Below are 24,162 nucleotides of genomic sequence, written 5' to 3'. Positions count from 1 at the left end.
TGTGTCACCGGAAATTCGGAAACAGTCGCAGCGGTTAATAGTGGGGTCACCATGGATCTGCGCGCCATTGCCATGGGGCTGGTCTTTGCCTTCATCTGGTCATCGGCCTTCACCTCGGCGCGGATCATCGTGGCCGATGCCTCGCCGCTGTTTTCGCTGGCGCTGCGCTTTTTAATCTCGGGTCTGCTGGGGGTCGCGATCGCGCGGGCCATGGGCCAAAGCTGGCGACTGACCCGCGCACAGTGGTATGCGACGATACTGTTCGGAATTTGCCAGAATGCCCTTTATTTGGGTCTGAATTTTTATGCGATGCAAACTGTTCAGGCGTCAGTGGCCGCAATCATCGCATCGACCATGCCCTTGATCGTAGCGTTGGCCAGCTGGGCGCTGTTTCAGGAACGACTACGGCCTTTGGGCGTAATAGGGCTGCTGGCCGGTTTTGCAGGGGTCGCACTGATCATGAGCAGCAGGATCAGCGCCGGGACCGATCTGTTTGGCGTCATGCTGTGTGGGTTGGGCGCTCTGGCGCTCAGCTTTGCGACCCTGGCGATACGCGGGGCCACGTCGGGCGGAAACTTCATGATGATTGTGGGTTTGCAGATGCTTGTCGGTTCGGGGGCTCTGTTCCTCGCTGCACCGATGTTCGAAACCATCTATATTCACCCCAACGGACCGTGGCTGCTGGCTTTTGCTTACACCACTCTGTTCCCGGGCCTATTGGCGACCTTCATATGGGTTCTGCTTCTGAACAGGATCGGCGCAATCCGGGCGGCCACCTTCCACTTTCTGAATCCGGTGTTCGGGGTTGCTGTTGCCGCTGTGCTGCTGGGCGAAAAGCTTGGTCCATTGGACCTGGTCGGTGTTGGCATCACAACGCTGGGTATTCTGGCAGTTCAACTCTCGCGGCAAACCGATCAGCGCAGCAAGGCCTCGACCTGACGCAACAGCTTGGGCGAGTCCGGTTTAACGTTCGAACCATAGGTCGCAACGACCTCACCCGATGGGTCGATCAGGATCTTGTTGAAATTCCACGTGGGAACAAATCCCGTCTGCTGGGCAACGGCCTGATAGAAAGGATGCGCACCTGCGCCTTTGACCGGCGTGATGTCGGTCATGGGCAGGGTCAGGTCATAGTTCACCTCGCAAAATTGCTTTACCTCTTCGGCTGAGCCCAGTTCCTGATTGAATGAATCCGATGGCACGGCCAGAACCACCAGGCCGCGATCAGCATAGGTATCGTGAACCTTTTGCAGACCCGCATACTGCCCTGTGAAGCCGCATTGCGATGCTGTGTTCACGACCAGGACCGGCTGCCCTCTCCAATCCTCGATGGACAATGTTCCCCCGTCGATCGAGTCGAACTCACCCACCAGCGGCGCGGCTTGAACGGCGCGGGCAACCAACAGCAGGGCGGACAAAAGAAGCAGTCTGAACATGGCGTGACCTCCTTTATCTAGAAATACGTGCCTTCCCAGCATTCGGATCACCTGCACGAGCGCGCGAGATCGTTGAAATATGATTTTGATTTCTGCACCAGTATGCCCAAATAAAGGTCCAAGCCGCATTAAAACCGGAGGAGCTATGACCCGCTACACCAAAGACCCTGAGGCCATTGCCGCTCTGTCACCCGAGGAATACCATGTGACCCAGCGCAGTGGCACCGAGCGCCCTGGCACCGGCAAGCTGCTGTACAACAAGGAACCTGGTATTTACGTTGATATCGTGTCGGGCGAGCCGCTGTTTGCCTCGACCAACAAATACGAATCCGGTTGTGGCTGGCCCAGTTTCACCAAGCCGATCGTGCACGAGCATGTCGAAGAGTTTCGCGACGCATCGCTGGGGATGATCCGCACCGAAGTCCGCTCGAAACACGGCGACAGCCATCTGGGGCATGTATTCCCCGACGGACCGCGCGAACATGGCGGGCTGCGCTATTGCATCAACTCAGCCGCCTTGCGGTTTGTCCATCGCGATGAGATGGAGGCCGAAGGCTATGGCGAATACCTGATCCATGTGGAGGACATCCAATGACCGAACAACGCGCTGTTCTTGCCGGTGGCTGCTTTTGGGGCATGCAAGACCTGATCCGCAAACTGCCCGGCGTATCCCGCACCCGCGTCGGATATACCGGCGGTGACGTGCCCAACGCCACCTATCGCAACCATGGCACCCATGCCGAAGGGATCGAGATCTTCTTTGACCCCGCCAAGATCACCTATCGCGAGTTGCTGGAGTTCTTCTTCCAGATCCACGACCCGACCACGCTGAACCGTCAGGGCAATGACCGCGGGATGAGCTATCGCTCGGCCATCTACTTCGTGGATGACGCGCAAAAACAGGTGGCAGAGGACACAATTGCCGATGTGAACGCCAGCGGCATTTGGCCCGGCAAGGTCGTGACCGAGGTCGAACCCGTCGGCGATTTCTGGGAGGCCGAGCCCGAGCATCAGGATTACCTGGAACGGATCCCCAACGGCTATACCTGCCATTTCCCGCGTCCTGACTGGGTTCTGCCCAAACGCAGCGCAGCCGAATAAAAAGCTTTGGCCCCCTTCGAATGAAGGGGGTTTAGCCCGACGCCACGCGGGGGCGTCCGCTGGCTTCAACCGTGATCAACGCCTCGACAAAGACGTCCTGCGCTTCAACGCGCGCGGTTCGGATGTCACGATCAACGACCACACGGATATCCGCCGCACCGGCCTGTCGCACGGCCCCTTCGGCCTGATCCCGCAAAACCGTCTCGAGCAGCGTAAGGGCCTTGTCGGATTCGGTGAAATCCTGCGGACCGTCTTCCAGATGCACCCGATAGCGTCCTTCGGACGGAGAAGTCACCGTGCCCGATCTGCGCAAGGTTAATCGCCCAACTACAGCGCCGATCGCATTTGCCACGCCGGCATGTTCCGGCAGGACCATATTGCAGTGCAACCGATCACCAACCGCCGGATAGTAACTCGGCGCCGAAGCGCCAAGGCCCACCACATCCACGTTCAGCGCCGCATCCAGCGCGAGCAACCCGCGATGCTTTGCCAACCCTTTTTGCGTCAGAACATGTCTGGCCAAATCAGCGGATGGAACACCAAAACCCTCGGCTTCTTCGGCAAAAGCAGTCTCTAACAAGGTCAAAGACGTCTGTTCCGTCAACTGATCGATGATCATCTGCGCCAGTTGTTCGGGGCTGCTGGCCAACCTGTCGCCGGTTCCCACGCGCTTGCGCGCCACCAATTCTAGGGCCTTTTGAGCAGCCTCTGCATCCCAGGCATCCAACCGGCCCAGAACATGGCTGGCATCTGAAGGCGTTACCCCCGAGACCTGAACGATTCCGCGATCCACCAGCCGCGACAGCGCCCCGTTTTCCATGCGGGTACGCAGCAGATCGCTCAGCGGCAGTACGCTTTCGCCCAACCGTTCCAGCAGCGTTTCTTCCCGTGCACCCAACCCATCCGCGTTGATGCCGGGAACACGTCGCGCAAACCGCGTGTCATGTTCCCCGACGGTTGTTGCGCGCAACTGCGTGTCCAGAACGGCGTGGACGATCTCAGGCGCTTCAGACGCGATCAGCGACACAGGCAACACCCGGCGCGGACCAAGAAACACACCGCCGCCCAGGCCCTCGGTCACCACATGAACCTGGCTGTCACCACCCAAACCGTGCGTCCGCATGGCCACAGCCTCGACCATCGTGCGAAACCCGCCGACCCGCGCGCCTGCCGGGTCGATCGCGGGCTTGCCATCCCGGATCAGCGCGACGTCGGTCGTGGTCCCGCCAATGTCGGACACCAGCGCATCCTCGACCCCCGTCAGCCAGCTTGCTCCAACGATCGAGGCCGCAGGACCACTGAGGATTGTCTCAATCGGCCGCTCCCGCGCCTGTTCGGCGCTCATCAAGGCCCCGTCACCGCGGACAACCATCATCGGAGCGGTGATGCCCAGATCGACCAATTGATCCTGCGCGCGCCCGATCAAACGGTCGATCATCCCGATCAACCGCGCGTTCAAAACCGCCGTCACCGCCCGTTTCGGACCATTCAACTTGGCCGACAACTGATGCGAACATGTCACCGGCGCGCCGGTTTTCTCAGCAATGATGCGCGCGGCTTGCAATTCATGCGCCGGGTTCCGCGTGGCGAACTGCGCCGCAACGGCAAACCCTGATACGTCTTTGTGCGACGCCAAAAAGGCCTCCAACCCATCGACGTCCAGCGGGTTAGCCTCGCCGCCCGCATGGCTATGCCCGCCGCCGATCACCAGCGCCGGATCACCCTTCAGCGCTTCCCGCAGCCCATGTTTCTCAAGATCCGCTTCCTTGAACCCGATATAGATCAGCGCGACGCGACCACCCTGCCCCTCGACCAGGGCATTCGTGGCCAATGTTGTCGACAAAGACGCCATCGAGATCTGATCGGGCCGAACCTGCGCCTGCTCCAACACGGCTGAAATTGCCTTGCCGACGCCAATGGCCAGATCAGCGCGCGTCGTCAGAGACTTGGCCGAGGCGATCACCTCTTTCTCATCCCGGATCAGCACCGCATCCGTATAGGTTCCACCCGTATCCACCCCCAAAGCCAACGCCATCGGGATCTCCTTCTTGTTCGCTGTCGATGGGTGTAGCGGTTTGGACCGACACGTCCAGCCTGTTTGCGGCACTTATGACAATCGTTTCACCGCCCAGCGCGCGGCGTCGGCTACAGTCGGGTCGGGATCCTCGGTCAGCGACTGGGCGACGGGCCTTAGATTGGCGTGCTGTGAGTTCCCAATCGCATAGAGGACATTTCTCACGAACCGATCCCTCCCGATCCGCTTGATGGGTGAGCCCGAAAACTTCGCCCGAAACGCCGCATCGTCCAGCCCAGCAAGCTCAGCCAAGGGCGGCGCCTTCAGATCATCGCGCGCAGCATACCGCACATCGCTCGCCGCGACGGCAAACTTGTTCCAAGGGCAGGCGGCCAGACAATCGTCACACCCGTAGATCCGATTGCCCAGCTTGGCGCGCAGCTCCTCATCCACAGGCCCCTTGTGTTCGATCGTCAGATAGGAAATGCAGCGTCTGGCATCCAATTGATACGGCGCGGGAAAAGCATCGGTTGGACACACATCCAAACAGGCGCGGCACCGCCCGCAATGGTCGACCTCAGCTGTGTCCGTCGGCAGATCCAACGTCGTGAAAACCGACCCTAAAAACGCCCAATTGCCCCAATCCCGACTGACAAGATTGGTATGCTTCCCTTGCCATCCTAAACCGGCAGCCTGCCCCAGCGCCTTCTCGGAAACCGGGGCCGTATCCACAAAAACCTTCACCTCTCCGCCAGCCTCCGCAATCAGCCAGCGCGCCAACCGTTTCAGCCGCTTTTTGACCAGATCGTGGTAGTCCTTGTTCTGCGCATAAACGGAAATAGCTGCCCTATCCGGTTGATCCAATATCTCGGTCGGATCATGCTCGGGCGAATAGCTTTCTGCCAGCATGATCACCGACCGCGCCTCGGGCCACAGCGCTGCCGGATTGCCGCGCCAATGGGTCCGCTCGGCCATCCAGCCCATCTGCCCATGGTACCCGGCCTCAAGAAATGCCTCCAAACGCTCTGGCACCTGTGGCACATCCCAAGGCCGACACACACGACAGGATACAAACCCCTCGCTCAGCGCCTGCGCCAACAGCTTCTCTTTCAAACCCGATCCGCTCTTCATCTGGCTAAAAATATCCTCGGGGGTGAATTGGCCCAACGGGCCAAGAGGGGGCAGACAGCCCCCTGCGCCCCCACCCTATCAGAAATCCAGATCAGCGTAATGGGGCGGCGGTCGGAATCCCGGAACCTGATCCGCCAGAATTGACCGGAACGCAGGCCGCGACTTGATCTTGGCGTACCAATCCTTGACCGCCTGAGATCGGTTCCAATCCACATCCGAGATATAATCCAGCGCCGACAAATGCGCAGCTGCTGCAAAATCGGCCAAGGTCATCTGATCTCCGGCCAGCCAGCGACGGTGGTCCAGCAACCAAGCCATGTAATCCAGATGATACTTTATCGCCTTGGCGCCCGCCTTGACGTTTTTACTGTCCGGATAGCCCTGACCGGTCACTTTCTTGTTCACCCGTTCATACAACAGCTTCGAGGTGACCTCGTGGTGAAACTTGTCATCGAACCAACCGACCAGACGCCGCACCTCGTACCGCGCTTCGGGCGTTTTTGGCATCAAAGGGGGTTCCGGGCGCGTTTCCTCGATATACTCACAGATGGCCGCGCTCTCTGCCATGACCTGCCCATCCAGGCGCAACACCGGAACTTTGCCAGCCGGATTTCGGCGCAGGAAATCCGGGTCCTGTTCCCAGTATCGCTCTTCTACCAGCTCAACTTCGATCTTCTTTTCCGCCAGCGACAGGCGCACCTTGCGGCAATACGGGGACAGGGGAACATGAAACAAACGCGCCATGGGCTTCCAATCGAACCAGTGAATACCTCCCAGCTTTAGCCTTGAGGGGCATAGGGTTTCAATCCTCGAAACAATCCGCGCGACCATCTGCGCGGATGGTGGCCGCCCCGTCGAGGATGGCAGCAGCCCGCCTGCGGGTCCGCACGGATGGATCAGTGACTGACCGATTGCGCGGTGACGGCAGAATCGCGGCCAGACGCGCGGCCTGCACGGGCGACATCTGATCCGCGCTTACTCCGTAATACCGATGTGCGGCCGCTTCGACCCCGAACACACCCTGACCGGTTTCGGCGACGTTCAGATAGACCTCGAGGATTCGCTGTTTGCTCCAGAAAATCTCAACCACCGGTGTGATCGATGTTTCAAACGCTTTGCGCACCCAACTGCGACCCTGCCACAGGAACACGTTCTTCACGACTTGCTGCGTGATGGTCGAAGCCCCCCGGCTGCCGCCATCCTCTAACGCATCGCGGATGGCCTCGACATCAAAGCCCCAATGCAAACAAAAATTCGCATCTTCCGCCGCAACGGCGGACCGGGCCATGATCGGAGCAATCTGTTCGATCGGCACCCAGTCGCGCTCGACCTTGCCCAACCTGCGCCATTCCGACCAGATCGTATGGGTCACCGGCGGGTTGACCACCGAATAGAGAAGGATCAATCCCAACAAAAGCACCACGGCGCCCAACGCGGCCCGTGTTACCCAACGGCGAACCCGCGGGATCAATGGTTTTCTGGTTTTTGACGCTTTGCCTTTTTTTCTGCTCGGCTTGCGCGCTGCTTGTCTTGCCATTCTGTTGCTATACGACGCGGCGAACGGGTTTGGAACGGTTTATGTCACGATGGCGCGCCCTTCGCGCGGGTGGACCACCGGACGCGCGGTTTTCGGCAAGGTCGGGTTACGCCGAGAAAGCTCGGGGAACAGACGCAAGACCTCGGCACGTACGTCCTGATCCGATTGCGAGATTGCGTGCCCGGGATAGTAGCTTTCGCTTTTGGCCCCGTTTGCGATGACGATCTCATGTTGTGAAAACAGCAGATGGATATAGTCGACCCGCCCACCTTCGACACGAGTCACGGTCTTGCCATTCACCAGGCAATGCGCCGCGATCAAAACCTCGGGGTGGCCAAAAAGATAAGGGGCCCGCCAGTCTTCGACCAGCATCCTGTGCTGCGGAGAAACGGTCAGCGGCGCATTCAACCCAAGAACGCCCGCTTCGAACCGGATCGGGGCCAGCTTTCCCTGGGCCTCAACCGTCGTGCGACCAACCCACTGCAGAACTTGCGGACCGTGATCGGCGGTCAAAATCAGATCGCCCGGCCTTAGCTCTTCGACAACACGCGGGCCATCCGGAGTGTCGATCATGGTTCCGGGCGTAAAGCACGGTGGCCCAAGATCACCGCCCGCAATATTGACCGAGCCAAATCCGTTGGGGTCGCCAAAATTGTCACTCACATCCGTAAAAGACGAACTGACAAAGACACCGTCCTGCAGAATCTGGTTGCCCGACGGGGTAAAGACCCTGCGGCCGTCAGCAAGATAGAAGGTCACACCAGAATAGGTGACCTCGGTCCCGTCGTCCAAACGAACGGTGACCATGTCATCGAAATACGTCGCTGTGATATCGGACCCGTCGACCGAGTCATTGTTCAGCCGGTTGATCAGCCCGTCGTCATTCTGGTCCACGATGTTCAGGCTTTGCACCGTCAGAACGGTTCCCGCCGCCGGCGGGGCCGCCGGATCCATCAGATAGAACTGGTCCGAATATGTCGTCGGCATGTGATCGATCCTGTGCGTTCGTACCGGTGGGCCGTTGTTTTTCCGCCCGTTCTCAAGAAACCTTGATCAAGGCTAGTCTCGTCATAGGATCTGACGCAAGAACCCATGTAAATTTGGTAAAAATACAAAAAACCCGCGTGCTATAGGAGACACGCGGGTTTTGAGTGTGTTTCTAGTGGTAAAAGCTTACTCGGCTGGTACCGCAGTCGCCTCGGTGGTCAGAGGATGGCTGAGCTTGTTCAGCATCTCTTTCGGACAAACCTGCAAGAAGTTGCCCTTTTCGACCTCCCAATGCTGCAGAATGTCTGCGGCTTTACGGCTGTAGGTTTCGGCCTGATGCGCCTCGATCAGCGATTTCAGCTGCTCTTCCCAATGGTCCACGGTCACCGGGCAGGTTACCAGTGTTTCCATGTTCATCAGCGCCTGCGCCTTGCCTTCCGGGTCGTACAGATAGGCCATACCGCCTGTCATACCCGCACCAAAGTTGGCACCGATGTCCCCAAGGATCACCGCGACGCCGCCAGTCATGTACTCACACCCGTTCGAGCCACAGCCCTCGATCACCACCTTGGCGCCTGAGTTCCGCACGGCAAACCGCTCACCAGCACGACCTGCGGCAAACAGGTGGCCATCGGTGGCCCCGTAAAGAACGGTGTTGCCGATGATGGTGTTGTCATCCGCCTTCAGCGGGCTGACCTGCGGCGGGCGCACGACGATGGTGCCGCCCGACAGGCCCTTACCCACATAGTCGTTGGCGTCACCGGACACTTCCAGTTTCAGACCCGGGGCGGCAAAGGCCCCCAGTGATTGACCGGCCGAGCCCTGCAGCTTCACATGCAGATGGTCGGGCTGGAACGTGTTCCGCATCCCGAAGTTCTGCACGATATGGCTGGAAACCCGCGTACCGACAGTCCGGTGCGTGTTCTGGATCGCGTAAGACAGCTGCATTTTCTCGCCGTCTTTCAAGAACCGCGCCGCGTCGCGAACGATTTCTGCGTCCAGCGTATCCGGCACCGCGTTCCGATCCTTGTCGCGGTTATAGACGATGTCATGAGCGCCATCGACTGTGATCAGCAGCGGGTTGAGGTCCAGATCGTCCAGATGCGCCGAGCCTCGGCTGACCTGCGCCAGCAAATCGGCACGGCCGATGATTTCGTCGATCGAACGCGCACCGAGGCTGGCCAGCAACTCGCGCACTTCCTGCGCGTAGAAGGTGATCAGGTTGACGACCTTATCCGCGTTGCCGGTGAACTTGGCACGCAGGCTTTCGTCCTGCGTACACACGCCGACGGGGCAGGTGTTCGACTGGCACTGGCGCACCATGATACAGCCCATCGCGATCAGCGCGGCGGTGCCGATGCCGTATTCCTCGGCCCCCATCATCGCAGCCATGACAATGTCACGCCCGGTGCGCAGGCCACCATCGGTCCGCAGGGTCACGCGATCACGCAGGTTGTTCATCGCAAGAACCTGATGCGCCTCGGTCAGGCCCATTTCCCAGGGCAGACCAGCGTATTTGATCGATGTCGCGGGCGATGCGCCCGTGCCGCCATTGTGACCCGAAATAAGGATAATATCCGCTTTTGCCTTGGCCACGCCGGCAGCAATCGTGCCGACGCCCGAAGACGCCACCAGCTTTACCGTCACCTTGCAGCGCGGATTGATCTGTTTCAGGTCATAAATCAGCTGCGCCAGATCCTCGATCGAATAGATGTCGTGATGCGGCGGCGGCGAGATCAGGGTTACACCCTTGGTCGAGTGCCGCAGACGCGCAATCAGGTCGGTGACCTTCATGCCCGGCAGCTGACCGCCCTCACCCGGTTTCGCACCCTGGGCGACCTTGATCTCCAACTCTTCACACTGGTTCAGGTACTCGGCGGTTACGCCAAACCGGCCCGAGGCCACCTGTTTGATCTTGGCCGACGGGTTGTCGCCATTCGGTTCCGGCACGAAATGCGCCGGATCTTCGCCACCCTCGCCCGAGTCGGACTTGGCACCGATCCGGTTCATCGCCACGTTCAGCGTCTTATGCGCCTCGGGGCTTAGCGCGCCCAGCGACATGCCCGGCGTGACAAAGCGTTTGCGGATTGAAGTGATCGACTCGACCTCTTCAATCGGCACCGGCTTGCCCAGCGGTTTGAAATCCATCAGGTCACGCAGGTGGATCGGCGGGTTCGCCTGCATCTTGGCCGAATACTGCTTCCACAACTCATATGAGGCGCGGTTGCAGGCCATCTGCATCATGTGCATTGAGGTCGCTTCCCACGCGTGGGTCTCACCCGATTTCCGGGCTTTGTAGAACCCACCAATGGGCAATACGTCCAGACCGCTGGCCCAGGCCTTGGCGTGAATTTCTTCGGCCTTGGTCTGAATACCCGTCACACCGATGCCGGAAATCCGGCTGGTCATGCCCGGGAAATACTCAGCAACCATAGCACGGCTGAGGCCCACGGCCTCAAAGTTGAGACCACCGCGATAGGACGAGATCACCGAAATCCCCATCTTGGCCATGATCTTCAGCAGGCCCTGATCGATCGCCTCGCGATAGCGTGCAACATTTTCGGTCAGGGTGCCGTCCAGCAAGCCGCGATCAATGCGGTCGGCCAGCGAATCCTCGGCCAGATAGGCGTTCACAACGGTCGCACCGCAGCCGATGAGAACCGCAAAATAGTGCGGATCAACACATTCGGCAGACCGCACGTTCAGCGAGCAGAAGGTGCGCAGACCCTGACGGGTCAGATGCGAATGCACCGCGCTGGTCGCCAGGATCATCGGCATCGCTACACGACCCGCGCCCGAGTTCATGTCGGACAGCACCAGATGCCCAGCACCCGAACGCACGGCCTCTTCTGCTTCGGCTCTAACACGGGCCAAGGCGGCGCTCAGAGCGCCTTGGCCGGGTTCAAAGCTACAATCAATGTCGGCCAATGGGGCGTCGAAGTTCTCGACCAGCTTGTCCCACTGCGCGTTGCCGACAAAGGGGCTTTCCAGAACCACGATCTCGGTTTGGCTGCTGTCTTCGTCCAAAACGTTCTTGAGGTTCGCAAACCGCGTCTTCAGCGACATCACCCGATATTCACGCAAGCTGTCGATGGGCGGGTTCGTCACCTGGCTAAAGTTCTGCCGGAAGAAATGGCTGAGCGGGCGGTATTGCTTGGACAGGACCGCCGAGGGCGTGTCGTCACCCATCGAGGCCAACGCCTCTTTGCCATCCTCAGCCATGGGGGCGAGGATCTGTTCCAGCTCTTCCACTGAATAGCCCGCCGCGATCTGACGTTTGCGCAGGTCTTCGCCCGAGAAGATCGGGGTTTCAGTCACACCTGCCAGAGTGTCATCCAGATCGTTGATCTTGCCGACCCATTCGCCAAAAGGCTGCGCGCGCGCCAGCTTGTCCTTGATCTGTTTGTCGCGGAATAGCTTGCCCTTTTTCATATCGACGGCCAGCATCTGGCCCGGTCCAAGCGCGCCTTTTTCCGTCACAGATGCTTCGTCAATCGGAACCATCCCGGCCTCGGATCCCGCGATGACCAAGCCATCGCCGGTTACCACATAGCGCATTGGGCGCAGACCATTCCGGTCCAGACCCGCACAGACCCAACGACCGTCGGTCATCGCCAGCGCTGCGGGGCCGTCCCACGGCTCCATCACCGAGTTGCAGTAGGAATACATGTCGCGCCAGGCCTGCGGCAGCTCCACCGCCTGCTTTGACCAGCTTTCCGGCACCAGCATGGTTTTCGCCATGGGCGCCGAACGACCCGCGCGCACCAGCACCTCAAATACCGAGTCTAATGCGGCCGAATCCGATGATCCACCCGCGATGATCGGCTTAATGTCCTCGGCATAGTCACCAAAGGTCCCGCTCGCCATGCGGATCTCATGGCTTTTCATCCAGTTGATGTTGCCCTTCAGCGTGTTGATCTCACCGTTATGGGCCAACATGCGGAACGGCTGCGCCAACCACCACTGCGGGAAGGTATTGGTGGAATAGCGCTGGTGATAGATCGCGAAGGCGGATTCAAAGCGTTCGTCCATCAGGTCGGGGTAGAACACGGCAACCTGTTCGGCCAGCATCATGCCCTTGTAGATGATCGAGCGGCAGGACAGTGACGCCAGATACAAGCCGGAGATACCAGCGGCCGCAGCCGCCTTTTCGATGCGGCGGCGGATCACATAGAGCTCACGCTCGAAGGTTTCTTCGTCGACGTCTTTGGAATTCGAGATCAGGATTTGCTCGATCTCGGGCCGCGTCGCGTTGGCTTTTTCGCCCAGGCAGGTGACATCGACCGGCACGTGGCGCCAGCCGTATATGTAGTAGCCCATGCGCAGAACTTCGGTTTCCACGATGGTCCGGCACTGTTCTTGTGCGCCAAAATCGGTGCGGGGCAGGAAAACCTGACCAACCGCGATCAGCTCGTCCATTTTGGGTTCGTGACCGGTACGGCGGATCTGGTCATAGAAGAAAGGAACCGGGATCTGCACGTGAATGCCCGCGCCGTCGCCTGTCTTGCCATCAGCATCAACAGCACCGCGATGCCAGATCGCCTTAAGCGCGTCGATCCCGGCATCCACGACCTTGCGGGATGCTTTGCCGTCAACCGACACAACAAGACCCACGCCGCAGGAAGAATGCTCTTCTTCCTCGGAATAGAGACCGTTTTCCGCCATCCATTTGCGCTTGGCTTCCTCGGCCCGCACCCAATCGGCATCATATTTGGTCATTGGCTGTCTCCTTCTTCCGGCTGGGCATACATGGCTTCGACTTCTGTCTTGGTCATCTGCCGGCGTTCACCTGCGAACGCATACCCGTCGGGCTTTTTGTCGATATAAAGTTCCAGTTGCAGCGGGTGGCCTGTGTCTTCAAAAAGGCCTGCTGCCATTTGTGTATGTCCGTGCATCTCGCCCGGCAGAGTAATCCGGTACCAAAGGGCCGAACCACACTCAGAGCAAAAGGCACGTTCCGCCCAGTCGGACGAGGTGTAGGTTTTGACCGGACCCAAAGCGGCATAGCCCGGCTCGGCCTGAAAGGTCACCAGCATCGAACTGGTCCAGCGACGGCACTGGTCGCAATGACACGCGCCCAGCGCATCTCGCGCCGGGGTGGCGGTGACTGTGACCGCGCCGCACATGCATTGGCCTTGCAATTCGGGCATCAGACCCTCCTGTCGCTGGGCGTTGGGTTACTCGGCTGCGACGGCAGCCTTGGCGTTGAACCGGTCGATAATCGCATCGGCGCAGTCGCGGCCATCCCGGATGGCCCAAACCACCAACGAGGCACCGCGCACGATGTCACCGATCGCATAGACGCCATCCATCTCGGTCTCACCGGTCTGGAACGCGGCCTTGACGGTGCCCCAGCGCGTGACGGGCAGGTCCGGCTGGCCAAACAAGGTGGGCAGGTCTTCGGGTTCGAAACCCAGAGCTTTGATGACCAGATCAGCCTCTTCGACGTAATCTGCGCCTTCGATCACCTCGGGAGCCTGACGGCCAGAGGCGTCGGGCTGGCCCAGACGCATCTTCTGCACCATCACGCCCGAGACCTTGTCGTCGCCGGTAAAGCCCTTGGGCGCGCTGAGCCATTCGAACACAACGCCTTCTTCCTCGGCGTTTTGGGTTTCACGCTGCGAACCGGGCATGTTGGCGCGGTCGCGGCGATACAGACATTTGACCGAGGTCGCCCCCTGACGAACCGAAGTCCGCACGCAGTCCATCGCAGTATCACCACCGCCGATCACGACAACCTTTTTGCCCTCGGCATTCAGGCGGCCATTGTCGAAGTCTTCGACAGCGTCGCCAAAGCTTTTGCGGTTCGAGGCGGTCAGGAAGTCGATTGCCTTTTCAATCCCAGCCAGACCGCTGCCGGGCATGGACAGGTCACGCGATTTGTAGACGCCGGTCGCGATGATCACGGCATCATGCTTGGCGCGGATTTCGGCAAACTTGGTTGCATCGACATCGCAGTTCAGCACGAACTCGACCCCGCCATCAGCCAGCAAGTCATTGCGACGCTGCACGATGTCCTTTTCCAGCTTGAATCCCGGGATCCCGTACATCAGCAGGCCACCTGCGCGATCATAGCGGTCATAGACGGTGACCTGAATGCCCGCGCGGCGCAGCATATCTGCAGCCGCCAAGCCACCGGGACCTCCGCCGATGATACCGACGCTCTCGCCACGTTCGGCTCCGGGGGTGACAGGTTTGACCCAACCTTTGTCCCATGCGGTGTCGGTGATGTATTTTTCGATGGTGCCGATGGTGACCGTGCCATGGCCGGACTGTTCAATCACACAGTTGCCTTCGCACAGACGGTCTTGCGGGCAGATACGACCGCAGATTTCGGGGAATGTGTTTGTGGCCTGGCTGGTATGGTAAGCCTCTTCCAAGCGGCCAGTTGCCGTCAGATGGAGCCAATCCGGAATGTTGTTGTGCAGCGGACAATGCGATTGGCAATAAGGCACACCACACTGGCTGCAGCGGCTGGCTTGTTCCTTGGCCTTTTCAGATGCATATTCGGCATAGATTTCATCAAAATCTTCTTTGCGGTCTTCTGCGGCACGCTTTTCGGGCATGACACGGTCGATCTGCACAAATTTCAGCATCGGTTGCTTGGCCACGGGTCAAACTCCATGAATTGGCTTGGTCGGGTCTCTTTAAGAGATGTGATACGAGATGAAAAGTCAACTGTACTGACCTATTTTAGAAAAAATGCAGGAAACCTGCGGGTAGTTTGAAAATAAATCCAATTTTTAGTTCCGATTCGGACCTATATGCGCACTTTCCTTTTTCACAACACGCTTATACCCATTGAGCGAAACAAAGACGTGACCAAAACGCGGCGGGGCAGATGAGTCTTTTTCAATTGATTCTTGCGGCAATTATTCAGGGAATAACTGAGTTTTTGCCGATCTCTTCGTCTGGCCATCTGATCCTGCTGCCCAGCCTGACGGGAATGGATGATCAGGGGTTGGCCATCGATGTGGCCGTGCATGTGGGCACTTTGGGCGCGGTGATCCTGTATTTCTGGTCTGACGTGAAACAGGCCCTTATCGGTCTGCCGCACGCGCTGACGGGCCGAACCGACACGCCGCAGGCCCGGCTGGCACTTGGCCTGATCACCGCGACGATTCCCACTGTGATCGTCGGGGCCATTCTTTACAAAACCGGCCTGATCGAGGCATTCCGGTCGATGGCCGTCATCGGTTGGACAATGCTGGTCTTCGGCCTTGTGCTGTACTGGATGGATCAGAAAGGACCGCAGACCAAACAGGCTGGTGAATGGGGCCCACGTGACGCGCTGATCATGGGGCTTTGGCAGGTTCTGGCGCTGATTCCGGGAACGTCCCGGTCCGGCATTACAATCACAGGCGCGCGGCAACTGGGTTACACGCGCGAGGATGGCGCACGGATTGCGATGCTTATGTCGATTCCGACAATTCTGGCCTCAGGGGCTTTGCTCTCGGTCGACGTGATCCGACATGCGGACGCCCAACTGGCCCGAGATGGCGCGATCGCCGCCGTCTTTGCCTTTGCCTCAGCGCTGCTCGCCCTGAGCCTGATGATGCGCCTGTTGCGCAGCGTCAGCTTTACGCCGTACGTGATCTACCGCGTAATTCTGGGCGTTATCCTGCTGGTGATTTCCTACAGCTGATCAAGTTCGCAGGTTGTTGGCCGAGTTCTGGATGTCGTCGTACTGCCCAGAAGGGCGGAACTTCCACAAATAGTCCGGCAGAATCGATTCCAGCGTTGCGGGCTCAATCCCAAGGTCTGCAAATCCTTTGGCATCCGCCGACACCACATTGTCGCGGCGCAGGTTTTTCAACTGATCTCGGGTCAGGATATTGTTCGGGAACAGCTGAAAGCTGACGAATTTCAGAATATCCAACACGCCTGCCATAATGCGCGCCACAAAGAAGGGCATCCCGATGATGACCCGGCGGCGATAAATGACATCCAACATTTGCTGCATCAGCGCGCGGAAGGTTTTCACCTCGGGTCCGCCCAGCTCGTAAATTCCCGGTTCCGCCTGCCCCTGCACAGCCTTAACCGCAGCCTTGGCCACGTCATCCACATAAACCGGCTGAAACTTGGTTTCAGCCCCGACCAAAGGCAGGAACGGCCCCATTCGGGTCATACCGGCGAACCGGTTAAAGAACTGATCCTCGGTTCCGAAAATCACGGACGGCCGCAGGATGATCGCATCTGGCCTATGGGACAACACGCCGGCTTCGCCGTGTGCCTTGGTCCGAGAATACTGGCTGTCAGACTCCGCGTCCGCTCCGATCGCAGAAATATGCACCATGCGTTCAATGCCTTGCTCGGCTGCCAGACGTGCGATCCGTTCTGCGCCATCGGCCTGCACGGCATCAAAGGCGTTCTTGCCCAGTTCGTTCAGCACACCCACGCAATTGACCACCGCATCTGCCCCGTGCATCGCAGCAGCAACCGAGGCATCGTCGCGGATATTGCACAAAATGGGTTCAACCTGACCAACGACGCCGTAGGTTTTGACAAACATCGCCTCGTTCGGACGCCGGACCGCGACCCGGACACGCCACCCTTCGCTGGCCATGCGCCGCGCAATATAACGGCCTACAAATCCCGATCCGCCGTAAATCGTGACCATTTTGGACATCAGAGGGCTCCTGCTTGTAGCTTCTATTTGATCTAGCGCCACAGGCTGCATCAAACAAGGCGCAATAACGCCGCGCGGCAGCGAAAAGACGAGCCAAAACAAGGTGAATTCAGGCGGGTCAAAAAAACTTTCAAAAATCTTCTCGAATCTGGTTGACCCTCCCCGCCAGTAGGCTTAAACGCCCCTCCACGACACCTGCCCAGGTGGCGGAATTGGTAGACGCGCTAGCTTCAGGTGCTAGTGTCCGTATGGACGTGGAGGTTCGAGTCCTCTCCTGGGCACCATATCCCCTAAAAAACCTAATCCTTAGGCCGTTACATTTGCTGCGCTTTTCGCAGTGCTCTGGCGATTAAATCGTGCCTGCGGCTGCGCCTGGGACTGACTTTTGGGTTTGCCAACGGTCCACTGGGCCTGCCCCTGCACAACCCGAGACAGACGGTGCTGCTTTTTTGAGATACCGGTTCTCAGCCTTCCTGGTCAACGAAGGGCAGCGTTGCTAGAAAAGCGCTTACTTTTCAGTCGCCACGCACCCGTGACGGGTAATTTTCCCAAAAAATCAGGCCCGTAACCCAATAACTCTCACTGCCGTATTTTTGTGCAGAACAGGCATGTTTGAGGCCCGGTTTGCGTGTGGAAATAAAAAATATTGATTTTCGGATCGACCACGCTTTACAAGGTTAGTTAACGATCACTAAACACATTGCCTTGAGGTCGCAACCACTGACGCAAGGCATGCGGGCTTGCCTGAAATACACTGCGCCGTCGCGCTGACAGAGAAGACCAGCAGGGGAAGCAGCGATTTGTGGTCGGGAAACCTGACGGGTGGAACGTTCGCCCGCATCGCCAGAAGTCATCCACTCACGGGAGGAAACACTATGCGCATTCTTGCAACCCTGTCCTTGGCAACAGGGCTGGTCGCTGGAACCGAAGCTTTTGCACAGTCCATCAAATGGGACATGGCAAACGAATACAGCGACAAGTCGATCCACGCAGAAGGCGATCGCTTATTTGCAGAACTGGTCGACGAAAAGACCAATGGCGATATCGAGATCACGCTGCACTTTGGTGCCTCGCTGGGCTTCCGGTCCAAGGACCAACTGGACGCGGTTGCTGATGGCGCAGTGCCGCTGGCCGACACTTTCACCGGCCCGATTTCGGGCATTCACCCGATTTTCCAACTGTCCGGCCTGCCCTTCGTGACCGAGGACTTCTCGCAAGCACGCGCCCTGTTCGAAATCGCCCGCCCGCAGTACGAGGCCGTTCTGGCCCACAACAATCAGACCCTATTGTGGGCATCACCCTGGCCACCCGCTGGTATCTGGGCCAACAAGGCTGTGGTTGACGACGCATCCTTGGCCGATCTGAAAATCCGCACGTACGACCAACTGGGAACCGTCACCCTGACGACAGCTGGTGCTGCTCCGGTTCAATTGTCCTGGGCCGACGTGGTTCCTCAGCTGTCGACCGGCGGTATTGATGCTGTTTTGACCTCGGCCGAAGCGGGACTTTCGGTGCAATTCCCTGATTTGCTGGACCACTATATGCCGATCGCAATCGGCACGCCCTTGAACATCGCCACGATCAACAACGACGTACTGAATTCACTGACCGACGAACAACGCGCCGCCGTTATGGAAGCCGCGGCCGAGGTTATGGAAAACCAGTGGAAAATCGTCGAACGGCGCGTGGCATCCAACTTTGAACGCGCCCGCAGCCAGGGCGTGACAGTGATCGAAGATCTGGACCCCGCCTTCCTTGAGAAGCTGCGCAACGCCGGTCAGGCAGGCATCGAAGTCTGGCTGGCACGCTATGGCGATGAAGGCACCGCCATTCTGGAGGCATATAACGCAAAGATCGGCGGTTAACCCGACAAAGGACAAAGCCTTCAGCGCCCTGTCCCATCCGGCCGGGTGGGGCGGGGCTTTGTGTGTTGACCGGAGATAACGATGCTCAACAAAATTCGGGCGACCAATGCCCTTATTGCCAATATGGCCGCAGGTGCGGCGGCTTTGGTAATGATTGTGATCACCCTTCACATCTTGCTTGAAATCACTTTGCGGGCGCTTTTCAGCACTTCCACCCATGTTCTGGATGAATTTGCCGCCTATGGAATTGCCGCGATGACCTTTCTTGCATTGGCCCAAGCGCTGTCCAGCGGGTCAATCATCAGGGTCAGCCTGTTGTTCAGCAAAGCTCCGAAACAGGTGCAGCGCATACTTGAGCTGTTTGCAATCCTCACCACGCTTACCGTGTCCTGCGGGATCGCGTGGTTGGTTCTGCGCAGTATCACACGCAACATCAAACGCGGCGCGGTCAGTGAAACCGTGGCCCAGGTTCCGCTCTGGATTCCCGAGGCCGTTGTGTTGCTGGGCCTGTGCATATTCATCCTGACGCTGCTGGTCCGTTTGCTTGATGTGCTCTTTGATTTTGACCGCCTGCAACTGGGAGGAGGCCACTGATGGATCCGTTGCTGATCGGACTGGTTGTCCTGCTTCTGCTCTTCTTCTTTCTGGGCGCTGGCGTCTGGATTTTTTCGGCGTTGATCGCGGTTGCATCGCTGAGCCTGATCTTCATCCTAGACTTTCCGGTGATGCGCGTTGGATCGATCGCAACAAAGGTCATCCTGACCAGCGCCATGAAATGGGAACTGGTCGCCATACCTTTGTTCATATTCGTGGGCGAGATCATATTCCGCTCTGATATCTCGGCGCGTATCTTCAGCGGCCTTCGTCCGGTCCTTGGACGTGTGCCCGGTGGTCTGCTGCATTCTAACGTTCTGGGCTGCACGCTGTTTGCCGCCGTGTCCGGGTCCAGCTCGGCCACCACCGCAACCGTCGGGCGCATCACCCTGCCGACCCTGCAGGAACAGGGCTTTGACCGGTCGCTGGCGATCGGATCGCTGGCTGCGTCGGGCAGTCTGGGCCTGTTGATCCCACCGTCGATCATGCTGATCATCTATGGCGTTCTGGCGGAACAATCGATCGTCAAACTGTTTGCCGCCGGGATTCTGCCCGGATTGCTGATCAGCCTGCTGTTTTCCAGCTATATCGCGTTCCGGTATTTACGTGATCCTCCGGTTGCACCTCCGGTTCGCATCGGTAGCAGCCTGAAAGAGACCTTCTCGCACCTTCTGGATCTGGTTCCGATCCTGTTCCTGATGGTGCTGGTGCTGGGCGGCATCTATTCCGGCCTTGCGACACCGTCCGAGGCCGCCGCGGTCGGCGTGGCCGGGGCCGTTCTGGTTGTTGCGTTTTTAGGTCAGCTAAAGTGGAACCTGCTGGTGAAAAGCGCAAAAAACGCGACTCTGACATCCTGCATGATCTGTTCGATTCTGATCGCGGCCAGCTTTCTGAGCTCGGCCATGGGGTACCTGCACCTGCCGCAAAACGTGGCTGAGGCCATCGGCGCATTGGGAACCAACCCAATCCTTTTGATCACGCTGTTGGCGCTGTTCTACATTGTGCTGGGGTTCTTTCTGGACGGCATTTCGATTGCGGTCATGACGCTGCCAATCACGCTACCCATCGTCGTGCAGGCCGGATTCGATCCGATCTGGTACGGCATTTTTCTGGTCATCATGGTCGAGACCGGCCTCGTCACCCCTCCCCTGGGCTTTAACCTGTTTGTACTTCAAGGCCTTACAGGCGAACGGATGGGGGATATTGCAAAAGCCGCACTGCCCTTCTTTCTGCTCATGCTGCTGGCGGTTGCGATCCTGGTTGTCTTTCCCCAAATCGTATTGTGGCTGCCAGAGTATTTGGACAGCTTACGACCCTAGACCGGTCTCTCGGAATCCAATGCGCCTCCGATCCACCCGGAACGGAGGCGCTTTGCTTTGGTCAGAGCCGAGCGGGCCGGTGTCAGCTTACGGGTTGTTCCGACACAACCTCGCCAAACCGGGTAAAGAACTTGCCCGAAAGCTTTTTGGCGGTGCCCGCTATCAGTCGGCTGCCTAGCTGGGCGATCTTGCCCCCCACTTCGACCTTGGCGGTGTAAGTCAGGATGGTCTCTTCCCCATCTTCCGCCAGAGTTACGTCCGCGCCGCCCTTTGCGAAACCGGCTGCGCCGCCTTTACCCTCACCAGTCAGCGAAAACCCGTCAGGCGCGTTGGTGTTGTCCAAAGTCACGGCGCCAGCGAACCGCGCTTTTACCGGCCCGATCTTGAGGACCACCTTGGCTTCAAGGTCTTCGGGTGAGTTTTGGATCAGCTCTTCGCAACCCGGAATACATTCCTGCAGGATTTCGGGATCGTTCAGGGCCTTGTACACCACATCCCGCGGCGCATTGATGCGGACTTCGTCACTCAGTTCCATCTGTCTTTCCTTTGCTCAACAGCATCTTGGATAAACCAGAAGCGCGGTTTCTGTCGCCTCTTCCGGGGTTTGTTCGGGACGCGCGGGCCACAGGGACCGCAAACGCTTAAGCACGCTTTTCATCATGGGACTCCGTTTTGGATTTGTCACTGTTTCGCCAAAGAACAAGTTCGGCCAGGATCGACACGGCAATCTCATGGGGATCGATGGCGTGGATATTCAGCCCTGCAGGCGATTTCAGCCGCGCGGCGCGGATCGGGTCAACGCCTTGCGTTATCAGCTTGGCGGTCAACGTCTCGGCCTTGCGACGGCTGGCGACCATCGAGACGCGGTCTGCATCGGTCTGAAGCGCGGCGGTCAAGGCCGCGGCATCGCCCTTGCCTTGTGAGGCGACAACGACGAAATCGCGCGCCTCAACCCCTAATTCCGCAGTGTCTTCGATCTTGAATCGCTGAAACTCACCGTCTGTCTCGGCCCCATCGGTCAGAACAACCCGGAAGCCGGCCAGCGCTCCGTGTGCCGCCAGAGCAGTTGCAATCGGCGACTCGCCGAATATCACCAGACGCGGCGCGTGTTGATACGGTTCAACCAACAAATCGACGGTACCACCGGACGGGCATCCGCTTTTGAATGTCTGAACACCGTCAGGATCGGTCATGTTCACCACCTTTTCCGAAGGTTTGACCCGGATCATCTGCGGGGTGCCACTGGCGAGCGCCTGCTGGGCCGAGGCGCGCACCGCACGTTGAACGCAGGCACCGCCCAGATGGCCAAGTATCCGCCCATCCCTGGCGATTGCAGCCTTGCCTCCGGCCTTCGCCGAGGTCGCGTCCGCCGTGCGCAACACTGTGGCGACGCAGAAGGCTTCATCAGTTTTACGAAGCTGCTCAATCGTGTCGAATATGTCGAAGCTTGCCATGTGGGCTCCTTTCACAGCTTACGAAATTGCGGTTCCAGCGCCGCCAACGCCTCAAGCGTATTGGCGGGCAGGTGCGCGTCCAGATGGGGTTCTGCGGCTTGCATCGCGGCGGCGATGGGTTCGTAGTTGCGCCAGCCTTTCAGCGGGTTCAGCCAAACGATCCGCCGCGCCTTACGCTGCATACGAGCCAGCACATCGCCCAGCGCTTGTGGGTCGGAACTGCAATACCCGTCTGAAAGGACCAGAACGATGGTCCTCCCGTTCAACGCCCGCGCGCCATAGCCGTTCAGAAACTGCTCGAGACTGCCCGAGATATCCGTGCCGCCGCCGAACCCTTCGGCCATCAGCGAAAGTCGCCCCGCCGCCCGCAGCGAGTCGTGGTCGCGCAACGCATCCGTGACGCGCATCAGGCGGGTGTGGAACAGATAGGCGTCCGCCCCTGTGCCACTGCCGATCAGACCTTTGAGGAATGCCAGAAAAACCCGCGAATAGACCGTCATCGAACCACTCACGTCACACAACGCCACGATCCGCATCGGGCGCGGTGGGCGTGCGCGGCGATGCAGATCCATCGGCTCTCCGCCCCGTGCAAGGCTGGCCCGCTGTATACGACGCATATCCAACGCAGGTCCGCGCAGCGCCTGTTTGCGCCTGCGCGAGCGCCGGTCGCGGATAGCACGCGCGATGGCGGTTGCGGCTTGCTCAGCCTGCCGCAGCGCGTCTTCGTCCATCAGCTCGCGCAAATCCCGGCGCGACAGGTTGGCCGTACGGGTTGCGATCAGCTTCCCGTCTCTCCCCACGGCCTCCCCGTCACCGGTATCAGGTGCGGCGGCCTGATCCGTACTGGTTTCGGTTTCCTGACTATCCTGGTTTTCCTGCTGCCAGATCATCGGCTTGGCGGATTGAACCCGCACATGCGCGGTTTGGGCGGTTCCCGTGCGTTGCTTGCCGGTGTTGAACCAGTAGGCTTCGAACAGGTCATCGAACCGCCGCCAATCTTCGGCATCGCCGGCCAGCAACACACAAAGTGCCTGCTGGGCCTGTCTGACATCCGTCGCCTCAACCGCCGCCAGCGCCGCCAATGCGTCCCCCGTCTCAGCTGGCCCGACGCGCATTCCGTTCATGCGCAGATGCGCTATGAAACCGGACATGCGATCCGACAAACCAGACGCACGAGAAGGGAATCGGGTGACCTGCATCACGCCACCTTTCCGATCAGGCGATCCATCACTTCGGGCGGGGCAGCGTCATAGTCGGCTGCAGTTTTCAGAAGGCAAACAAGGGTCGCCTGAACCTCTTCCCGGGATTGCGCCATGTCGTTGACACCCAACCCTGAAAGGGCCGCGGCCCAGTCCAACATCTCGGCGATACCCGGGGTCTTTTCCAAATCTTCTTTGCGCAATGCCTGCACAACGCCAATTACCTGGCGTGCCAACAACCCCTCGACTGCGGGCATGCGTGCTTTCAGGATCGCCATTTCCGTTTCTCGCGACGGGTAGTCGAGGAAACTATACAGGCACCGACGCCTCAGCGCGTCCGACAGGTCCCGCGTCCCATTCGCAGTCAGGATCACAATGGGCCGCGACCGCGCCTTGATGGTGCCGAGCTCGGGGATGGTGATCTGAAAGTCCGACAGTATTTCAAGCAGGTAAGCCTCAAACTCCTCATCCGCGCGGTCGATTTCATCGATCAGCAGAACGGGCGGTTCTTCTTCTCTGATTGCTTCCAATAACGGTCGCTTCAGCAAGTAATCATCGGTGAACAACTGCGCCTCGCTGGTGCCGCCTTGTGCCTCGCTTGCACGGATGGCCAGCAACTGGCGCTGGTAGTTCCACTCATAAATCGCATGACTGGCATCCAGCCCTTCGTAGCACTGCAACCGGATCAGCCGCGCGGCGCGCTGGGCGGCCACCGCCTTGGCCACTTCGGTCTTGCCCACGCCCGCGGGGCCTTCCAGCAACAGGGGCCGCCCCAGAGACTGCGCCAAGTGCAACGCCATCGCCAACCGGTCATCAGCAACATAACCTTGCGCAGCCAATCCGTTCTGAACATCCGTCAAAGTCAAAACCAGGATCCAATCTTCATCTGGCCAAAA

21 protein-coding genes and 1 tRNA gene are annotated in these 24,162 nt (G+C 59.0%); 8 read left to right on the top strand and 14 right to left on the bottom strand.

The window, feature by feature from the left end; genetic code table 11:
* Positions 1–51 precede the first annotated feature (51 nt).
* Entirely contained in the window at positions 52–939 is an 888-nt protein-coding gene (locus J7416_RS21795) for a DMT family transporter (RefSeq protein WP_209227825.1), read from the top strand.
* Here the strand turns inward: J7416_RS21795 and J7416_RS21790 are convergent.
* The gene (locus J7416_RS21790; protein ID WP_209227823.1) at positions 915–1,436 is read right to left on the bottom strand and encodes a glutathione peroxidase; all 522 of its coding nucleotides are present in this window, start codon (positions 1,434–1,436) and stop codon (positions 915–917) included. The two genes, J7416_RS21795 and J7416_RS21790, sit on opposite strands and share 25 nt — an antisense overlap.
* Before the next feature lie 145 nt (positions 1,437–1,581).
* Here J7416_RS21790 and msrB point away from each other — a divergent pair, with 145 nt between their 5' ends.
* Positions 1,582–2,031 carry a peptide-methionine (R)-S-oxide reductase MsrB gene (msrB, locus tag J7416_RS21785; RefSeq protein WP_170426424.1) on the top strand — a complete coding sequence of 150 codons (450 nt, stop codon included), beginning with the start codon at positions 1,582–1,584 and terminating at the stop codon, positions 2,029–2,031.
* Complete coding sequence (msrA, locus tag J7416_RS21780; RefSeq protein WP_209227821.1) at positions 2,028–2,537, top strand: peptide-methionine (S)-S-oxide reductase MsrA; 510 nt, start codon at positions 2,028–2,030, stop codon at positions 2,535–2,537. The genes msrB and msrA overlap by 4 nt, the downstream gene beginning before the upstream one ends.
* Before the next feature lie 31 nt (positions 2,538–2,568).
* Here msrA and J7416_RS21775 read toward each other — a convergent pair whose 3' ends face one another.
* From J7416_RS21775 to J7416_RS21740, 8 genes are all read right to left on the bottom strand, one after another.
* Entirely contained in the window at positions 2,569–4,572 is a 2,004-nt protein-coding gene (locus J7416_RS21775; protein ID WP_209227819.1) for a hydantoinase/oxoprolinase family protein, read from the bottom strand.
* Between the two features lie 72 nt (positions 4,573–4,644).
* Complete coding sequence (queG, locus tag J7416_RS21770; RefSeq protein WP_209227817.1) at positions 4,645–5,682, bottom strand: tRNA epoxyqueuosine(34) reductase QueG; 1,038 nt, start codon at positions 5,680–5,682, stop codon at positions 4,645–4,647.
* Between the two features lie 78 nt (positions 5,683–5,760).
* Positions 5,761–6,426, bottom strand: coding sequence for a glutathione S-transferase family protein (locus J7416_RS21765; protein ID WP_209227815.1), 666 nt, complete (start codon positions 6,424–6,426; stop codon positions 5,761–5,763).
* Positions 6,427–6,484: 58 nt separating this feature from the next.
* Entirely contained in the window at positions 6,485–7,219 is a 735-nt protein-coding gene (mtgA, locus tag J7416_RS21760) for a monofunctional biosynthetic peptidoglycan transglycosylase (protein WP_209227813.1), read from the bottom strand.
* Positions 7,220–7,258: 39 nt separating this feature from the next.
* Positions 7,259–8,206, bottom strand: coding sequence for a Hint domain-containing protein (locus tag J7416_RS21755; RefSeq protein WP_209227811.1), 948 nt, complete (start codon positions 8,204–8,206; stop codon positions 7,259–7,261).
* Between the two features lie 186 nt (positions 8,207–8,392).
* A complete protein-coding gene (gene gltB / locus J7416_RS21750; protein ID WP_209227809.1) occupies positions 8,393–12,925 on the bottom strand; it encodes a glutamate synthase large subunit in 4,533 nt (1,510 codons plus the stop codon).
* The gene (locus J7416_RS21745) at positions 12,922–13,356 is read right to left on the bottom strand and encodes a GFA family protein (protein WP_209227807.1); all 435 of its coding nucleotides are present in this window, start codon (positions 13,354–13,356) and stop codon (positions 12,922–12,924) included. The genes gltB and J7416_RS21745 overlap by 4 nt, the downstream gene beginning before the upstream one ends.
* A gap of 27 nt (positions 13,357–13,383) precedes the next feature.
* Complete coding sequence (locus tag J7416_RS21740; RefSeq protein ID WP_209227805.1) at positions 13,384–14,817, bottom strand: NAD(P)-dependent oxidoreductase; 1,434 nt, start codon at positions 14,815–14,817, stop codon at positions 13,384–13,386.
* A gap of 230 nt (positions 14,818–15,047) precedes the next feature.
* On the opposite strand from J7416_RS21740, the gene J7416_RS21735 reads away from it, so the two are divergent.
* Positions 15,048–15,851 (top strand): undecaprenyl-diphosphate phosphatase, encoded by an 804-nt coding sequence (locus J7416_RS21735; protein WP_209227803.1) that lies wholly within the window; start codon positions 15,048–15,050, stop codon positions 15,849–15,851.
* Here J7416_RS21735 and J7416_RS21730 read toward each other — a convergent pair whose 3' ends face one another.
* The gene (locus tag J7416_RS21730) at positions 15,852–16,835 is read right to left on the bottom strand and encodes a complex I NDUFA9 subunit family protein (RefSeq protein ID WP_209227801.1); all 984 of its coding nucleotides are present in this window, start codon (positions 16,833–16,835) and stop codon (positions 15,852–15,854) included.
* A gap of 197 nt (positions 16,836–17,032) precedes the next feature.
* Here J7416_RS21730 and J7416_RS21725 point away from each other — a divergent pair.
* The 4 genes from J7416_RS21725 (at position 17,033) to J7416_RS21710 (ending at position 20,613) form a co-directional block, all read left to right on the top strand.
* Positions 17,033–17,119 (top strand) — tRNA-Leu (locus J7416_RS21725).
* A 591-nt stretch (positions 17,120–17,710) separates the two neighbouring features.
* Positions 17,711–18,700, top strand: a complete 990-nt coding sequence (locus J7416_RS21720; RefSeq protein ID WP_209227799.1) for a TRAP transporter substrate-binding protein — start codon at positions 17,711–17,713, stop codon at positions 18,698–18,700.
* 81 nt (positions 18,701–18,781) lie between these two features.
* Positions 18,782–19,294: a TRAP transporter small permease gene (locus J7416_RS21715; protein ID WP_209227797.1), complete on the top strand. Its 513-nt coding sequence runs from the start codon at positions 18,782–18,784 to the stop codon at positions 19,292–19,294.
* Entirely contained in the window at positions 19,294–20,613 is a 1,320-nt protein-coding gene (locus tag J7416_RS21710) for a TRAP transporter large permease subunit (RefSeq protein WP_209227795.1), read from the top strand. The genes J7416_RS21715 and J7416_RS21710 overlap by 1 nt, the downstream gene beginning before the upstream one ends.
* A gap of 82 nt (positions 20,614–20,695) precedes the next feature.
* Here the strand turns inward: J7416_RS21710 and J7416_RS21705 are convergent, their stop codons facing one another.
* The 4 genes from J7416_RS21705 to J7416_RS21690 form a co-directional block, all read right to left on the bottom strand.
* Entirely contained in the window at positions 20,696–21,148 is a 453-nt protein-coding gene (locus J7416_RS21705; RefSeq protein ID WP_209227793.1) for a carbon monoxide dehydrogenase subunit G, read from the bottom strand.
* A 106-nt stretch (positions 21,149–21,254) separates the two neighbouring features.
* A complete protein-coding gene (locus J7416_RS21700; protein WP_209227792.1) occupies positions 21,255–22,067 on the bottom strand; it encodes an XdhC family protein in 813 nt (270 codons plus the stop codon).
* A gap of 11 nt (positions 22,068–22,078) precedes the next feature.
* Positions 22,079–23,266 carry a VWA domain-containing protein gene (locus tag J7416_RS21695; protein ID WP_209227790.1) on the bottom strand — a complete coding sequence of 396 codons (1,188 nt, stop codon included), beginning with the start codon at positions 23,264–23,266 and terminating at the stop codon, positions 22,079–22,081.
* A complete protein-coding gene (locus tag J7416_RS21690) occupies positions 23,266–24,132 on the bottom strand; it encodes a MoxR family ATPase (protein ID WP_209227783.1) in 867 nt (288 codons plus the stop codon). Before J7416_RS21690 ends, J7416_RS21695 begins: the two co-directional genes overlap by 1 nt.
* Positions 24,133–24,162 lie beyond the last annotated feature (30 nt).

The organism is Ruegeria sp. R14_0 (assembly GCF_017743975.1).
Lineage (GTDB): Bacteria > Pseudomonadota > Alphaproteobacteria > Rhodobacterales > Rhodobacteraceae > Ruegeria.
The sequence above is the reverse complement of the archived record's forward strand: the minus strand, read 5'-3'. Positions and strand labels throughout refer to the sequence as shown.

Excerpts from the sequence above, each read along its gene's own strand:
- mtgA (WP_209227813.1), bottom strand. The coding sequence starts at position 7,219 with ATGGCAAGACAAGCAGCGCGCAAGCCGAGCAGAAAAAAAGGCAAAGCG.
- J7416_RS21755 (WP_209227811.1), bottom strand. The coding sequence starts at position 8,206 with ATGCCGACGACATATTCGGACCAGTTCTATCTGATGGATCCGGCGGCC.
- gltB (WP_209227809.1), bottom strand. The coding sequence starts at position 12,925 with ATGACCAAATATGATGCCGATTGGGTGCGGGCCGAGGAAGCCAAGCGC.
- J7416_RS21745 (WP_209227807.1), bottom strand. The coding sequence starts at position 13,356 with ATGCCCGAATTGCAAGGCCAATGCATGTGCGGCGCGGTCACAGTCACC.
- J7416_RS21790 (WP_209227823.1), bottom strand. The coding sequence starts at position 1,436 with ATGTTCAGACTGCTTCTTTTGTCCGCCCTGCTGTTGGTTGCCCGCGCC.
- J7416_RS21735 (WP_209227803.1), top strand. The coding sequence starts at position 15,048 with ATGAGTCTTTTTCAATTGATTCTTGCGGCAATTATTCAGGGAATAACT.
- msrB (WP_170426424.1), top strand. The coding sequence starts at position 1,582 with ATGACCCGCTACACCAAAGACCCTGAGGCCATTGCCGCTCTGTCACCC.
- J7416_RS21700 (WP_209227792.1), bottom strand. The coding sequence starts at position 22,067 with ATGGCAAGCTTCGACATATTCGACACGATTGAGCAGCTTCGTAAAACT.
- queG (WP_209227817.1), bottom strand. The coding sequence starts at position 5,682 with ATGAAGAGCGGATCGGGTTTGAAAGAGAAGCTGTTGGCGCAGGCGCTG.
- J7416_RS21715 (WP_209227797.1), top strand. The coding sequence starts at position 18,782 with ATGCTCAACAAAATTCGGGCGACCAATGCCCTTATTGCCAATATGGCC.
- J7416_RS21710 (WP_209227795.1), top strand. The coding sequence starts at position 19,294 with ATGGATCCGTTGCTGATCGGACTGGTTGTCCTGCTTCTGCTCTTCTTC.
- J7416_RS21695 (WP_209227790.1), bottom strand. The coding sequence starts at position 23,266 with ATGCAGGTCACCCGATTCCCTTCTCGTGCGTCTGGTTTGTCGGATCGC.
- J7416_RS21795 (WP_209227825.1), top strand. The coding sequence starts at position 52 with ATGGATCTGCGCGCCATTGCCATGGGGCTGGTCTTTGCCTTCATCTGG.
- J7416_RS21775 (WP_209227819.1), bottom strand. The coding sequence starts at position 4,572 with ATGGCGTTGGCTTTGGGGGTGGATACGGGTGGAACCTATACGGATGCG.
- J7416_RS21730 (WP_209227801.1), bottom strand. The coding sequence starts at position 16,835 with ATGTCCAAAATGGTCACGATTTACGGCGGATCGGGATTTGTAGGCCGT.
- J7416_RS21705 (WP_209227793.1), bottom strand. The coding sequence starts at position 21,148 with ATGGAACTGAGTGACGAAGTCCGCATCAATGCGCCGCGGGATGTGGTG.
- J7416_RS21720 (WP_209227799.1), top strand. The coding sequence starts at position 17,711 with ATGCGCATTCTTGCAACCCTGTCCTTGGCAACAGGGCTGGTCGCTGGA.
- msrA (WP_209227821.1), top strand. The coding sequence starts at position 2,028 with ATGACCGAACAACGCGCTGTTCTTGCCGGTGGCTGCTTTTGGGGCATG.
- J7416_RS21765 (WP_209227815.1), bottom strand. The coding sequence starts at position 6,426 with ATGGCGCGTTTGTTTCATGTTCCCCTGTCCCCGTATTGCCGCAAGGTG.